General features: G+C 67.7%; 13 protein-coding genes. 5 read left to right on the top strand and 8 right to left on the bottom strand.

Features of this window, described 5'->3' with window-relative positions; genetic code table 11:
* The first annotated feature begins 5 nt into the window (after positions 1 to 5).
* On the top strand, positions 6 to 1,259 hold the full coding sequence (locus EJC77_RS00275; RefSeq protein WP_125609570.1) for an RNA polymerase sigma factor: 1,254 nt from the start codon (positions 6 to 8) through the stop codon (positions 1,257 to 1,259).
* Positions 1,260 to 1,320: 61 nt separating this feature from the next.
* Here the strand turns inward: EJC77_RS00275 and EJC77_RS00270 are convergent, their stop codons facing one another.
* Positions 1,321 to 1,629, bottom strand: a complete 309-nt coding sequence (locus tag EJC77_RS00270; protein ID WP_338069445.1) for a VOC family protein — start codon at positions 1,627 to 1,629, stop codon at positions 1,321 to 1,323.
* Positions 1,553 to 1,756 (bottom strand): VOC family protein, encoded by a 204-nt coding sequence (locus EJC77_RS21410; protein ID WP_338069444.1) that lies wholly within the window; start codon positions 1,754 to 1,756, stop codon positions 1,553 to 1,555. Before EJC77_RS21410 ends, EJC77_RS00270 begins: the two co-directional genes overlap by 77 nt.
* Before the next feature lie 559 nt (positions 1,757 to 2,315).
* Here EJC77_RS21410 and EJC77_RS00265 point away from each other — a divergent pair.
* Together EJC77_RS00265 and EJC77_RS00260 are read left to right on the top strand one after the other, a co-directional pair.
* Positions 2,316 to 2,672, top strand: coding sequence for a YciI family protein (locus tag EJC77_RS00265; RefSeq protein WP_125609569.1), 357 nt, complete (start codon positions 2,316 to 2,318; stop codon positions 2,670 to 2,672).
* 425 nt (positions 2,673 to 3,097) lie between these two features.
* Positions 3,098 to 3,373, top strand: coding sequence for a type II toxin-antitoxin system RelE family toxin (locus EJC77_RS00260; RefSeq protein ID WP_125609568.1), 276 nt, complete (start codon positions 3,098 to 3,100; stop codon positions 3,371 to 3,373).
* A 92-nt stretch (positions 3,374 to 3,465) separates the two neighbouring features.
* On the opposite strand, the gene EJC77_RS00255 is transcribed toward EJC77_RS00260, so the two are convergent.
* Positions 3,466 to 4,518, bottom strand: a complete 1,053-nt coding sequence (locus tag EJC77_RS00255) for an Lrp/AsnC family transcriptional regulator (RefSeq protein WP_125609567.1) — start codon at positions 4,516 to 4,518, stop codon at positions 3,466 to 3,468.
* 130 nt (positions 4,519 to 4,648) lie between these two features.
* Between EJC77_RS00255 and EJC77_RS00250 the strand changes: the two genes are divergently transcribed.
* Complete coding sequence (locus EJC77_RS00250) at positions 4,649 to 6,070, top strand: MFS transporter (RefSeq protein WP_125609566.1); 1,422 nt, start codon at positions 4,649 to 4,651, stop codon at positions 6,068 to 6,070.
* Positions 6,067 to 7,281 (top strand): M20 family metallopeptidase, encoded by a 1,215-nt coding sequence (locus EJC77_RS00245; protein ID WP_125609565.1) that lies wholly within the window; start codon positions 6,067 to 6,069, stop codon positions 7,279 to 7,281. Before EJC77_RS00250 ends, EJC77_RS00245 begins: the two co-directional genes overlap by 4 nt.
* Before the next feature lie 244 nt (positions 7,282 to 7,525).
* On the opposite strand, the gene EJC77_RS21485 is transcribed toward EJC77_RS00245, so the two are convergent.
* The 5 genes from EJC77_RS21485 to EJC77_RS00225 all read right to left on the bottom strand — a co-directional run bounded on the left by EJC77_RS21485 (position 7,526) and on the right by EJC77_RS00225 (position 13,844).
* The gene (locus EJC77_RS21485; RefSeq protein ID WP_394940783.1) at positions 7,526 to 7,600 is read right to left on the bottom strand and encodes a 50S ribosomal protein bL37; all 75 of its coding nucleotides are present in this window, start codon (positions 7,598 to 7,600) and stop codon (positions 7,526 to 7,528) included.
* Positions 7,601 to 7,750: 150 nt separating this feature from the next.
* Entirely contained in the window at positions 7,751 to 8,353 is a 603-nt protein-coding gene (locus tag EJC77_RS00240) for a PadR family transcriptional regulator (protein ID WP_125609564.1), read from the bottom strand.
* A complete protein-coding gene (locus EJC77_RS00235) occupies positions 8,353 to 9,180 on the bottom strand; it encodes a DUF4097 family beta strand repeat-containing protein (protein WP_125609563.1) in 828 nt (275 codons plus the stop codon). The genes EJC77_RS00240 and EJC77_RS00235 overlap by 1 nt, the downstream gene beginning before the upstream one ends.
* Before the next feature lie 105 nt (positions 9,181 to 9,285).
* Positions 9,286 to 9,885: a GDSL-type esterase/lipase family protein gene (locus EJC77_RS00230; protein ID WP_205786731.1), complete on the bottom strand. Its 600-nt coding sequence runs from the start codon at positions 9,883 to 9,885 to the stop codon at positions 9,286 to 9,288.
* A 185-nt stretch (positions 9,886 to 10,070) separates the two neighbouring features.
* Positions 10,071 to 13,844: a multifunctional oxoglutarate decarboxylase/oxoglutarate dehydrogenase thiamine pyrophosphate-binding subunit/dihydrolipoyllysine-residue succinyltransferase subunit gene (locus EJC77_RS00225; protein WP_125609561.1), complete on the bottom strand. Its 3,774-nt coding sequence runs from the start codon at positions 13,842 to 13,844 to the stop codon at positions 10,071 to 10,073.
* Positions 13,845 to 13,860 lie beyond the last annotated feature (16 nt).

Genomic DNA, 13,860 nt, shown 5'->3' with positions numbered 1-13,860 from the left:
CCGCGGTGAACAGTGCCGGGGCGCGGGGCGCCGTCGAAGCGGTGTGGCGGATGGAGTCCGCCCGCATCGTCGGCGCCCTCGCCCGCTACACGGGCGACTTCTCGCTCGCCGAGGATCTCGCGCAGGAGGCTCTCGCCGAGGCGCTCGTTGCCTGGTCCGTCGACGGGGTGCCCGCCCAGCCGACCGGATGGCTGCTCACCACCGGCCGCCGCCGGGCCATCGACGCCTTCCGGCGGCGGGCCGCGCGCGACGAACGGTATGCCGTCCTCGCCCGCGATCTCGACGCGGAGGAGCCCGGAGCGGACGCCCTGTTCGACCCCGATGCGATCGACGACGACGTGCTCGCGTTGATGTTCATCTCGTGCCATCCCGTGCTGTCGAAGGAGGCGAGGATCGCGTTGACGCTGCGTGTCGTCGGCGGACTGACCAGCGCCGAGATCGCCAAGGCGTTCCTCGTGCCGGGGACGACGATCCAGGCACGCATCACACGTGCCAAGAAGACGCTGGCCGCCGCGCACGTGCCGTTCGCCGTGCCCGAACCGAACGAGCTGGCCGGGCGGCTCGGCTCGGTGCTTCAGGTCGTCTACCTGATCTTCACCGAGGGCTCGTTCGCGTCCGGTGGAGAGGAATGGATTCGCACGGATCTGGCCGACGAGGCGCGCCGGCTGGCTCGCGTGCTGGTGCGGCTCACGCCGGAGCCCGAGGCATTCGGGCTGCTCGCACTGTTGGAACTCACCGCCGCCCGGTTTCCAGCACGGCTCGACGCGTCCGGACGCCCGGTGCTTCTTGAGGACCAGGACCGACGGCTGTGGGACCAGTCGGCGATCCGGCGCGGACGTGCGGCACTCGCACGGGCGGTGGGGGCCGGACGTGGACTGGGCGCGTACGGTCTGCAGGCGTCCATCGCTGAGTGTCATGCGGTGGCGCGCTCGGTTGCCGAGACCGACTGGGCGCGGATCGTCGTCCTTTACGAAGCCCTCGGACGGCTGACGCCGTCGCCCATCATTGAACTCAATCGTGCGGTCGCGGTCGCGATGGCCTCCGGTCCGGCGGGCGGACTGGCACTCGTCGACGCGATCGCGTCACGGGGCGAACTGGCCGGCTCGCACCTGCTCCCCGCGGTCCGCGGCGAGTTGCTCACCCGGCTCGGCCGTCGTGACGAGGCGCGGTCCGCGCTGCTGCAGGCCATTGAGCTGTGCGGGAACGCCGCTGAACGCGTGGCGCTTGAGCGCAAGGTCGACGACGTCAGCCGGCCGTAGGGGTGCCCGCAGCCGGATGACCGCTGACGCTGGCGAGGCGGTTGGCGGCCGGCCGGAGCCCTCAGCCGAGCTGCTCCGTAAGCATGACGATGATCCCCTCCGGGCCGCGGACGTAGCAGAGCCGATAGCTGTCGTCGTAGCGCTCCACCCCACCAACGAGCTCCGCACCACGGGCCTGCAGCCCGGCAACGGCGGCGTCGATGTCATCGACTGCAAACGCGACACGGCGGATGCCCAGGGTGTTCGCCGGCGCGTACCGGTCGCCGCCCCGGGCCGTTGGGCGTGGAACTTCATCAGCTCGAGCCGTTCCTGGCCGTCCAAAGTCTCCACCATCGCGACGTCCACGCGGACGCCTCGAGCCCCACCACACGGTCCACCCAATCGCCCTCGACCGGCCCCTCACCCAGCACCTTGAGCCCGAGCTCGACGAAGAACGCCGTCGCGGCCGCGAGGTCCTCGACCACGATGCCCACGTTCTCCATGCGTTGGATCGTCATGCGCTCGAGGGTAGCAACACGACGACCCCGGCCACACCGTCCCTCGGTCGCCGATCCTTGCGGGACGTCGCATAAGCCGTTCCCTCACTGAATCACGCGACGATGCCCCGCGAGATTGGGGGAATACGCTTTGCTTCGACTCACAGGAAGCGAGGCGAAGACGGCCAAGGCCAGTTTGGAGGCAGCCGGTGGGCCATTCCGTCGAGAGAAGCTCGCCCTAAATCTGAATCCCGGGGAACGGGTGGCCCTCCGCGCGCCGGATGGTCGCAATGCCGTCTACCAGCACTCAGGAGCGCATGCCGCCGGCAGCGACGCGATTCCCTCCACTTTGTCGGATAAGACCCAACCCAAGATTAGTGCCCGTCGAGCGGCCTGCACTGCGGGCTCGTTCCGAACTGCTCCTGGGACGTCATCATCGGCAGGGTTGTCGCAACACTTGTTGCATGGATGCGAGTGAGGCGCGTCGTCGCCGCGGACGGACAAGGCCGATCGAGAAGATTCATGGCGGGCGGGAGTCCGTGCCGCGCATCGCAGTTAGTAACATCAGGTGACGGCGTGCATGGGCACACCGGTTCTCGAAAGGGCGATCGACATGGCGAAGTTCATCTACCTCTACCGTGGCCCGGCCACTCCGATGTCCGACCTCACCCCGGAGCAGGGCGCCGAGCGGATGGCCGCGTTTGGCGCCTGGATGGAGAAGGCCGGCGCGGCGCTCGTCGACGGCGGCAGCCCGTTCGGGTCGAGCGCGTCCGTTCGCGATGACGGCACCGAGGGAACAGCCGGCGACCTGACCGGCTACACGATCGTCGAGGCCGACGATCTCGCTGCGGCGAAGGCGCTCACCGACGGCCTCCCGTTCCTGTCCAACAGTGACGGGAAGTGTGCGGTGGAGATCTTCGAGCTGCTGCCGATGTAGCAGGGACGTGGCGGCATCTTCCTTCCGGCCGTCACACGCAACGGGAGGAATCGGCGGCATTCGTGGCCAGCACAATACGAAGCCGGGAACGTTCCGGCCTGGGACATTGGGCCGTGCGAGTCCGTCATGCGGTGCGGGACCTGCCAGCACATGCGCTCATCGGGACCGGCGGCGTCACAATGACCGACGTCGGTGTCTGGAACCTGGGTTACGCAACGACCGCGGTCACTGCCAGGCGACGATGAGACCGGTGAAAATCGTCCCGCAGCCGGTTCCTCCTACGGGCACCCGGGTAACCTCGGATTCACCTTCACCGGGTTCGGGCCGGTCGGGGCGTTGCGGATCGCGGCGGAACGACTGGCCGATCTCGACGCCGGTCGCACCACGGCCGTCCCGTCGGATGAGGTGGCACGGACACTCGGGCTGTGAGCACTGCTGGACCGTACGCCGTCGAATATGATCCAAGGGCGCTCAAGGAGTTGGCCAAGCTCGACAAGCCAGTCGCTCGCCGCGTCTTCAAGGCCATCGAAGAGTTGGGCACCGACCCGCGACCGAGCGGCACCCGTCCCCTCGTCGGGTATTCAAATCTGTGGCGCATCCGGGTCGGCGAGTACCGCGTCGTGTACACGATCAAGGACGCCGACCTCGTGGTTCTAGCCTTGCGGGTGGCGCACCGAAGCAGCGTCTATCGCAGTCCCTGACCGCGGCCGAGTGCGGGCATTCTTCGCCGATGCGGACTCCGCATCGACGAAGAATGTGAGATGACGCCAAATCCTCCTCAGTGCTGCACCGACTATGCAGTGGTCGGCCCCGGTTGGGTGTCCGGCTGATCCCGGCGCGGGTGCCACGACTCCCGCCACAGTGGCAGGGGGACCACGCCGCAGCTTCGCCCGGACTCGTCCAACAGGTGGCCGAGCCGCTTGTAGGTGCGCACCACCGCCTCCCGGGAGATCACGGTGCTTCCCGGGGCTCGTGCTGCCAGCTCGCGTTCATAACCTTGGACCTCCAGATAGTCGCGGACCCACAGTGTCACCAACAGGTTCTGCGCGCCCAGGACCTGTGCGCTCAACCGGCAACTCGGCAGGCCTGCGAAGTACCGGCCGATGGCGTCAACCTGGGTCGCGGGAACGTTGAGACTTAGACTCACCTCCCGCAGGCCCTGCTGGGCGGCGACCGATGTATCGCACCTCATCGTCATGTAGCCGGCCGCGAGGAACCGCTCCACCCGCCTCCTTGCCGTCTGGGGGGACACACCGCAGGCGGCGCCCAGCTCTGCCCAACTGGCGCGCCCATCGCGGGCCAACTCCTCGAGCAGAGTGGCATCCAGCCGGTCCGGCGCGTAGGCAGCCGGGGTGGGCAGCGACTCCTTTGCCATGAGTCGCGCCAGCGCCGGTTCCAGGGTTCCGCTGCGCCATTCCGAAGCCTGCCGGTAGAGCTCCGTGACAAAGACAACCTCCCTGCGCGTCACCCCCGGCAGGTCCGCGAACCCCCCGGTGACGATCCCCATGAGTTCCTCGTGGCTCGACGCGAAGCAGTCCACGAACAGATCGTGCGGACCCGAAACCAGGGACACTGTACCGAAGGCGGGCTCGGCGCAGAGCCGCCGGATGAGCGCCTCATGCTCGCCCGGCAGGGACGACAGATGAACGAATGCGGACCAGCCGGCGTTGAGATAGCGCGGCCCCGGGGCGGGGGTGATCCACGCAAGGCCTTGGTCGGCGAGGGCGTTCCAGCGGCGGGCGATGGTGGGCCCGGAAAGGCCGAGCACGTCTGCCACCCGGGACCAGTCCGCCCGGGGATTGATCTGCAGGGCGTTCACGATTTCAAGGTCAAATTCGGAGATCATGGCCGATTCTTTCAGATTATTTACTCCTGCGGTGATTTTTCATCAATATATCGGGAGATCGTGGATGAGGAACTAGCGTGGTGACTCGCATCACTCCAGGCGCACGGCGCCCCCAACCACAAGGAAGCACATGGCAAGCAGGACAGCGGCACCGGCGACGGCGGCCGTCACGCGCCGGACGATCACCGGCATGATCGTGGCAATGGCCCTAATCGAATCCCTCAGCGGGGTCACCCAGGGCTACCTGAACCCCATCCTGCCCGCGCTCGGGCCCGTCTTCTCGATCGATGATCCGACCATCAACGGCATCTTCCTGATCTCGAACGTCAGCTTTGCCGTGCTCACGCCGATCATCTCCCGGCCCGGCGACAGCTACGGATACAGACTTGTGCTTCGCTGGTCAACAGCCGTCGTCGCACTGGCGGTACTCATGATGGCGCTGTGGCCGTCGCTGTGGACAGTGACCGTCGGCATTGTCCTGCTCACCTGCGTTGTGGGCTTCATTCCGCTGATGATGGGAATCCTGCGGGTGAGCAGCCCCGCGCACACCCGCACGGGCGTCAGCGTGATGATCGGCATGCTCATGATCATGGTCGGCGCAGGTGGGCTGCTGGCAGGGATTGTCGGCGTCAACGACCCCACGCTCGGTTTCTGGGTGGCTGTGCCCTTTGCCGTGGTTGCCCTTGTCTGTTCCTTCCTGTTGCCCGACGCCGGCACCCCGACGCGGGAGGGAATCGCCCTCGTGCCCCTGCTGGCCTGTTCCCTCGGCCTGATCGGCTTCGTCGTGGCCCTTTCGATGGGCCCGGACTGGGGCTGGCTGGATGCTCGGACGCTCGGATCCGGACTTGTGGGACTCGCGCTGCTGGCCTTCTGGGCTGTGCTCGACGCCCGGAGCCCGGAGAGCGGGAAGAGGTTCATGGACCTGCGCATGCTCGCCAATCCGCGTATCCGCACAGTCTCATTGGCCACGTTCTTCTTCGGCTTCGCATCCATCAGCTACTTCGGTACGAACGGGATCTTTCTGCACGCCAGCCCCGCCAAAACAGGCTACGGATTTGGTCTCAGCCCCCTCATGATCGCCATCGTCCTCGCCGCGGCGTCCGTGTTCTCGCTGGTATCTTCGCTGTTGACCGCGCGGGTGCTCAGAGTGTTCGGCGAACGCGCCACCCTTGTCTTCGCGGGCCTTCTGCTGGCCGGCGGCTTCGCGGTCATGGCCGTCGCCCACGGCTCCCTGGCCGGGTACTGCGCCGGGTTCGCAATGCTCAACCTGAGCCTTGGCATCTACCAGGCAGGGACCCGGGCGTTGTCCGTGGAGGGCGTGCCGCTGGAGGAGACCTCGACGGCGGCCGGACTCAACGAACTGGCCTTGACAGCCGGCATCGCCGTGGGCGCCGCCGTCGTGAAACTCATCTCCTCATCCTCCGCCGAGTCCGGGCACATCAGCAACGGCGGCCTCATCTTCATCTGGGGTGTATTGGCCGTGGCAGCGCTGATCGCAGCGGTAGCTTCTGCCCGCTATCCCAAGCGGCAGGCAACGGAGGTCCCCGCATGAACACGGCGGGTCTGAAAACTACTGTTCCGAAGCCTGTCGGGCTGGCCCCGGCCTCCGAGACCGGAATCGAACGCAGCGTCTCTTCGGCCCTGGAGCGCTGGAAGTCCGAAATCCTTGGGCTGAGCCACGCGATTCACGCCGATCCCGAACTCGGCGGCCGAGAGTTCAGGGCCGCCCAACGAGTCAGTACGTTGCTCCGGTCCGCCGGCTTCAGCTTTGACGGCTCCCAGCCCGAGCTTCCCACTGCCTTCAGCGCCCGGTTCGGATCCGGTGAGCTCGTAGTCGCGCTCTGTGTTGAATACGACGCCCTGCCGGATATTGGCCACGCCTGCGGACACAACGTGAACGCGGCTTCCACCGTGGGCGCGGCGCTCGCGCTGGCAACCGTAGCCGGGGAACTCGGCATCACCGTCAAGGTGCTGGGCACCCCCGCGGAGGAGACCACCGGCGGCAAGGTCGACCTGATCAAGGAAGGCCATTTCGAGGACGTTTCACTCGCCATGATGGCCCACGCCGGTGCCGAAGACATGGTTGGCGGCTCGTCCTTGGCCATGTGCATGTGGAACGTGCTCTACGAGGGCCGGCCGGCGCACGCCGCTGCGGCGCCAGAGGAAGGGATCAATGCCCTGGACGCCCTCGTAATCGCGCAAACCGCCATTGCCCTGGCACGGCAACAGCTTCCGTCTGGCTCCATAGTTTCGCTGATCGTCACAGAAGGCGGGAGCGCCGCCAACGTCATCCCTGAGCGCACTCGGGCCAGCGTGGAAATGCGTTCGCCCAGCCTCGCGAAGCTGCGCGTTATCGAGGATCGCGTGCGGCGCTGCCTTGAGGCTGGCGCACATGCCACCGGCAGTACACTCACCGCCACACCTACGGGTAACGCCTATGCGGAACTGCGGCAGGACCGGTTCCTCTCCGAGGCGTACCGGAAGGCGATGGCAGCCCGGGGGAGGGAGGTCGTCTTCAACGAGGAGCCGGTGGCATCCACGGACATGGGCAACGTCTCCCAGCTGGTGCCGAGCATCCATCCGCTGCTCGGTTACAACGTGGGCGGCGCCGTTCACCACACGGCCGAGTTTGCCGCCCACGGTTCCTCCGCGTCCGCGGACCGGGCGGTGTTGGACGGCGCCTTCGGCTTGGCCATGGCCGCCAGTCTGGCTGCGGTAGATCCACAGCAACGGGCACGGTTGCTCCGCGGCAGCGCCACCTGAACCGAGTGTTGAATGGCAGTCTGAGCATTCGCCACGAGCTCTGGCCCCGGAGGTCCAGGCTCTGGCGGATGGGCAGCGCGACAGCGACCCACCTTAGTTTCGGCAGCACGGGCCGCTGCGGTTCCGATAGATGTCGTCTGGATCGATGGTGCTGGGACCCCGGTCCGGCCCCGATCGGTTTGGCAACGACACGGCCCCCGGCACCATGAGGGTGCCGGGGGCCGGGATCGCTTCTGCGCAAGACTCAGGTGTTGGGGCGCTTACTGTGGTTAGCGCCGCCACGCTTCCGGTCACGACGCTTGCGTGCTCGCTTCGACATAGCTGCCTCCAATCTTCAACAAAGATCTGAACAAGTCCCCACTTGCCGGTCCAATAAATCGCTAAGGCGATTTCTTGGGAACCTGGCAAGCGTGGGCCCTCCCCAGTCTCCCATAAGCGGCACCGCCCCACCTAACCAGGGACGTGCCGCTCACCGGCGCAGCGTGGCCGTGATGGAGATCCGGGCCTGGTCGAGCACGGTGCGGATCGTTTCCACCGTCAGCGGTTCGATCCCGTTGTGGGCCGAGTGGAGGCGCAGTTCGACGCGCAGGTCGTCCCGGAAGGCCTGCAGCAACCGCTCCGCCTCCTTGAGGCGAGCGGTACCGTCGGCCACGGCGGTCGGTGCGGGCCGGCGTCGCGCATTGTTCTTGGCGGTCTCCGCGCTGGCGGCCAGCTCTGCCCGCAATCCTCGCATGTTCTCGCGGATATCGGTGCGCAGGTCGTCGGCGAGCCGGCGCACCGAGGCGGCGATGTCCGTCTCGATGCCCGCCAGTTCGTCGCGCCGCCGCTCCAGCTCGGCCAGGCCGGCTTCGGTGATCGTGTAGATGGTGCGCCGGCCATCCAGGGTGGTGGCCACCAGGCCCTCCTCCTGGAGTTTGGCCAGGCGCGGGTACACGGTCCCGGCGCTGGGGGAGTAGGTCCCGCCGAACCTGTCACTGAGCGCGCGGATGACCTCGTAGCCGTGCTTGGGCCCCTCCTCCAGCAGGGCCAGCAGGTACAGGCGCAGGGCGCCGTGGGCAAAGACGGACGGCATTACGGCTGCACCCCCCCGGCATCGCCGGCGGCGTCGTGGACCGGCTCGGCGTGCACGATCGTCACGTTTCCCGAGACCGACGTCGTGCGCGTGATCATGCGCGGACTGCCGGGTCCGCTGTTCACACGGACGCTCTGGGCGGTTCCGGTGTAGTGCTCGTTGTCGACGACGATGGTGCCCGAGGCCGACTTCGACGACACATCCAGGCCGACGTGGGCCGGCACGCGGACAGTGACATCGCCGGAGACACTGTTGGAGGAAAAGCTGCGCGGGCTGCCCTGGATGTCGAAATTCAGGTTGCCGGAAACGGTGTTGGCGCGCACGTCGTCGAGGGCGCCCGACGCCGTGATCTCGCCGGAGACACTCTTGGCCACGAAGTGCCCGGCGTGGTCGCGGGCGATGATTTCGCCGCTGACCGTGTCCGCGGTCAGCATGCCCTCGGTCGCGTCCGCCATCAACGAGCCGGAGACGGTCTTCAGGCTCGTTGAGGCCGTGCTGCCGCTGACCATGCCGTCGCCGCTGACCGTCGCCGCCGTGACGGCCGTGCCGGTGGGCACCATGACGCTGACGACGGCGCGGGCGGACGAGTTGAAGTTGACGATGCGTTGGAGCCAGTTCGTGGAGTCGAGGTGCTCGATCTTCAGCGTCCCGTCCTTGAACGAGATGTTCAGCGGTGGACCGGTCACCTCGCTGACCTCGACCGTGGCCGTGCGGCTGTCCGTGGCGATGACGTCGACGCGCCCCTTCACCAGGTAGGCCTTGACCTCCGTGACACCGTCGAGTTCCAACGTTTCCGCGTCGGTGACGGTCCAGCTTTCAGCATTCATGATCCCTCCTACAGAATCGCGTTATATCGTGTCGATGAAAGACACGATATAACGCGAAATGCGGGAAGACAAGCTATATCGCGAAGGGCCCCTCGGGCGTGGGGACTAGTTCGCCTCGGGGATGTTCAACCACTGGTGCCAGCCGCGGTGCAACACCAGCCAGGCCATCAGACCGTAGCCGGCCTGTCCGGGGGAGCCGGCGTTCGCGGCCAGGTCGGTGCGCCACTGCTCGTGGTTCTGCAGCGGCGCGAACGTGTCGACATAGGAGTGCTTGCGTCGCGTGGTGACATCCGCGAACGCCGCGTTCAGGTCCGCCAGCTTGCGGTTGAGCGCCGGGTCCAGGCTCGGCGGCGGGCCGACCACGAACACGGGGATGTTCAGCTGCGACGCTCCGTCGAGGATGTTGGCCAGGTTCAACCGGCTGCGCGCCGTCGTGAGCCCGAACTCGATGTCCCGGCCGGAGAGGCCGACGACGAGGCGGTTCTCATGGAAATCGTCGAAGCGGCGCCCGGCCTCCTGCAGCCACCGGGCGGCCAGGGCCTCCGTGCCTTCCTGCGGACTGGCCAGCACGAACGACTCCACGGAGACGTCGTCCTGGGGGGTGCGCGCGAGCACGCGGCCCAACCACCCGAGCGCGCGGGGATCGCCAACGCCCGCCACCAGTTCGTCGCCGACCGCGGCGATCCGCAGTTTCCGATGCTCCACGGTAAACCTTTCGTAGATGCCATTCATGACGGATGCCNCGGCCCGGGGGACCAGGCCGGGCATCCGGATGGGCCCACGGCGGCGAGGGTCCCGCTGCGAGCCTGCGAGCAGTGGGGGCCGCTGGGNTGGGCCCACGGCGGCGAGGGTCCCGCTGCGAGCCTGCGAGCAGTGGGGGCCGCCGGGGACTAGTTGCGCTCGAAGGCCTGCCGGATCAGCAGGGTCTCCTCGACCGCATGGTGCTTCGCGGAGCCGGACGCCGTGGACGCCGAGGCCGGCCGGGAGACGCGGTGCAGCTTCCGGTCCAGCTCGGGCGCCAGGTTCAGGCCCATGAACGGCCACGGGCCCTGGTTGGCGGGCTCGTCCTGGGTCCACACGACGTCGGCGTTCGGGTACTTGGCCAGTTCCGCCTTGATCTCCTCCAGCGGCAGCGGGTACAGCTGCTCGACGCGGACGATCGCGATCCTCGTGTCCTGCGCCTTCTCGCGCGCGGCGATCAGGTCGTAGTACATGCGCCCCGAGACCAGCAGGACCCGGTCCACGGCGGTGTCGTCGCTGATCGTGGCATCGCCGATGACGGTCCGGAACGTGCCCTGCGTGAAGTCCTCCACGCTGGACGCGGCCGCCTTCAGGCGCAGCAGTTGCTTCGGGGTGAAGATGACCAGCGGCTTGCGCGGCTTGCTGTAGGCCTGGCGGCGCAGCAGGTGGAAGTGCGACGCCGGCGTGGTCGGGTTTGCGATGACCAGGTTGTTCTCCGCGCACAGCTGCAGGTAGCGCTCGATGCGGGCGGAGGAATGGTCCGGGCCCTGGCCCTCGTAGCCGTGGGGCAGCATGAGCACCAGCGACGAACGCTGCCCCCACTTCTGCTCGGCGGAGGAGATGAACTCGTCAACGACCGTCTGGGCGCCGTTGGCGAAGTCGCCGAACTGGGCCTCCCACACGACCAGCGCGTCGGGACGCTCCACCGAGTAGCCGTACTCGAACGCCATGGCGGCGTACTCGGACAGCAGCGAGTCGTAGATCCACAGCTTCGCCTGGTCGTCGCTCAGTTCGCGCAGCGGCGTCCACTCCTTGCCGTTGTCACGGTCGTGGAACACGGCATGGCGCTGGACGAACGTGCCGCGGCGCGAATCCTGCCCGGCCATCCGAATCGGCACGCCCTCGACGAGCAGCGACCCGAACGCGGCCAGCTCGCCGAAGCCCCAATCGATCTGGCCCTCGCGCGACATCGCCTCGCGCTTCTCGAGCAGCGCCATGAGCTTCTGGTGGACCGTGAAGCCCTCCGGGATGCGTGTGTGCGCGGCGCCGATGCGGGCCAGCAGCTCCGCGGAGATGGCCGTCGAGCGCGGCTCGTTGAAGCCGGCGTCGGCCTGCTGGGCAATCGGGCGTTCCAGGTCGGAGACGGCCTGCGAATCGGAGGTGATGATCGGGATGGGCGACGTCTGCGCCGCATGCGTCTCGGCGAACACGCGCTCCAGGCGTTCCTGGTAGTCGCGCAGCAGCTGCGTGGCCTCGTCCTCGGTGATGTCGCCGCGGCCGATCAGGGCCTCCGTGTACAGCCGGCGCACGGACCGCTTGGCCTCGATCAGGTTGTACATCAGCGGCTGCGTCATCGACGGGTCGTCGCCCTCGTTGTGGCCCCGGCGGCGGTAGCACACCAGGTCGACGACGACGTCCTTGTGGAAGCGCTGCTGGAACTGGTAGGCCAGCTCGGCGACGCGGACCACGGCCTCCGGGTCGTCGCCGTTGACGTGGAACACGGGCGCCTGGATCATCTTCGCCACATCGGTCGAGTACACCGAGGAACGCGACGACGACGGCGCCGTCGTGAAGCCGACCTGGTTGTTGACCACGACGTGGATGGTGCCGCCGGTGCGGTAGCCGCGCAGCTGGGACAGGTTCAGCGTCTCGGCGACCACGCCCTGGCCGGCGAACGCGGCGTCGCCGTGCACCATGATCGGCAGCACCGGGAACTTCTCGCCCTGGTCCAGACGGTCCTGCTTGGCCCGCACGATGCCCTCGAGGACGCCGTCGACGGCCTCCAGGTGGGAGGGGTTGGCGGCCAGGTAGACCTTCGTGACGTTGCCGGCGTCGGAGGTGAACGTGCCCTCCGTGCCGAGGTGGTACTTCACGTCGCCGGAGCCCTGCACGCTGCGCGGGTCCTGCACGCCCTCGAATTCGCGGAACACCTGGGCGTACGTCTTGCCCGCGATGTTCGTCAGCACGTTCAACCGGCCGCGGTGGGCCATGCCGATGGCGACCTCGTCGAGGCCGTCGTCGGCCGCGTCGGAGATGATCGAGTCCAGCAGCGGGATCAGCGACTCGCCGCCCTCGAGCGAGAAGCGCTTCTGGCCGACGAACTTGGTCTGCAGGAACGTCTCGAACGCCTCGGCGGCGTTGAGCTTGGAGACGATGCGCAGCTGCTCCTCGCGGCTGGGCTTCGAATACGGGTGCTCGAGCTGATCCTGGAACCAGTCGCGCTGCTCCGGCTCCTGGATGTGCATGTACTCGACACCGGTGGTGCGGCAGTAGGCGTCGCGGAGCACGCCGAGGATGTCGCGCAGCGGCAGCTTGGTCTTGCCGCCGAACCCGCCGGTGGGCCATTCGCGGTCCAGGTCCCACAGGGTCAGGCCGTACGTGAGCACGTCGAGGTCCGGGTGCTTGCGCTGGCGGTACTCCAGCGGGTCGGTGTCGGCCATCAGGTGCCCGCGCACGCGGTAGGAGTGGATCAGCTGCTGGATGCGGGCGACCTTGTTGATCTGGTCGGCCGGGTCGACCTGCCGGTCGGTGCTCCAGCGGACCGGCTCGTACGGGATGCGCAGCGATTCGAAGATCTCGTCGTAGAAGTCCTGGCTGCCGAGCAGCAGCTGGTGGACGATCCGCAGGAATTCGCCGCTGCCCGCGCCCTGGATGACGCGGTGATCGTACGTCGAGGTCAGTGTCAGGACCTTGCTGACGGCGTTCTGCGCCAGGATCTTCGGGCTGGAGCCCTGCGAGTCCGCCGGGTAGTCCAGCGCGCCGACACCGATGATGGCCGCCTGGCCCTTGGACAGGCGCGGCACGGAGTGCACGGTGCCGATGCCGCCCGGGTTCGTCAGCGACACGGTGGTGCCGGCATAGTCGTCGGCGGTCAGCTTGCCGCTGCGGGCCCGCTTGATCAGGTCCTCGTAGGTGTGCCAGAACTCGGAGAAGTTCATGGTCTCGGCGCGCTTGATGTTCGGCACCACGAGCAGGCGCGACCCGTCCGGCTTGGGCATGTCGATGGCGATGCCGAAGTTCACGTGCGGGTGTTGGATGGCCACCGGCTTGCCGTCGATCTCGTCGTAGGAGACGTTCATCGACGGGAACTGGCCCAGCGCCTTGATCACGGCGTAGCCGATCAGGTGCGTGAAGGAGACCTTGCCGCCACGGGCGCGGGCAAGGTTGGAGTTGATGACGAGGCGGTTGTCGATCAGCAGCTTGGCCGGGATGGCGCGCACGCTGGTGGCGGTGGGCACCTCGAGGCTGGTGATCATGTTCGCGGCGATGGCCTTGGCGGGGCCGCGCAGCACGGTGGTGACGGACTCCTCGGCGGCGGACATGTCCCGTGCCGTCTTGGGCAGTTGGGCGGGGATCGGGGTGGTGCCGTCACGGGCGGCGTCCTTGGCGGGGGCCGCGCGGCGGGCGGCGGGAGCGGCGGCCGGGGCCGGGGGAGCGGACGACGGCGGTGCCACAGGGGGTGCCGCGGGCGTGGGGGGAACCGTGGCCGCAGGGGCGGCGGGGACGACCGGGATCTCGCGTGTCACCGGATTGGCGTGCCGGCCGTTGCCGGCCGCGGCATCGGAATCAAACTCCGCAAACAACGGCCACCACTTGGAATCCACCGAGTTCTTGTCCGCCTGGTACCGCTCGTACAGCTCATCGACGAGCCACTCGTTTCCGCCAAATTCTTCCGGTAGACGGTGACTTGATTGCTCTGGCACGTGTAATACGCCTCTT

It is taken from the genome of Specibacter cremeus (assembly GCF_003946885.1).
Lineage (GTDB): Bacteria > Actinomycetota > Actinomycetes > Actinomycetales > Micrococcaceae > Specibacter > Specibacter cremeus.
This window is presented reverse-complemented; position numbering and strand designations above follow the sequence as displayed.

Bases quoted from the DNA above. Each gene is read 5' to 3' on its own strand.
- EJC77_RS00255 (WP_125609567.1), bottom strand. From the start codon at position 4,518: ATGATCTCCGAATTTGACCTTGAAATCGTGAACGCCCTGCAGATCAAT.
- EJC77_RS00235 (WP_125609563.1), bottom strand. From the start codon at position 9,180: ATGAATGCTGAAAGCTGGACCGTCACCGACGCGGAAACGTTGGAACTC.
- EJC77_RS00245 (WP_125609565.1), top strand. From the start codon at position 6,067: ATGAACACGGCGGGTCTGAAAACTACTGTTCCGAAGCCTGTCGGGCTG.
- EJC77_RS00240 (WP_125609564.1), bottom strand. From the start codon at position 8,353: ATGCCGTCCGTCTTTGCCCACGGCGCCCTGCGCCTGTACCTGCTGGCC.
- EJC77_RS00265 (WP_125609569.1), top strand. From the start codon at position 2,316: ATGGGCACACCGGTTCTCGAAAGGGCGATCGACATGGCGAAGTTCATC.
- EJC77_RS21410 (WP_338069444.1), bottom strand. From the start codon at position 1,756: ATGACGATCCAACGCATGGAGAACGTGGGCATCGTGGTCGAGGACCTC.
- EJC77_RS00250 (WP_125609566.1), top strand. From the start codon at position 4,649: ATGGCAAGCAGGACAGCGGCACCGGCGACGGCGGCCGTCACGCGCCGG.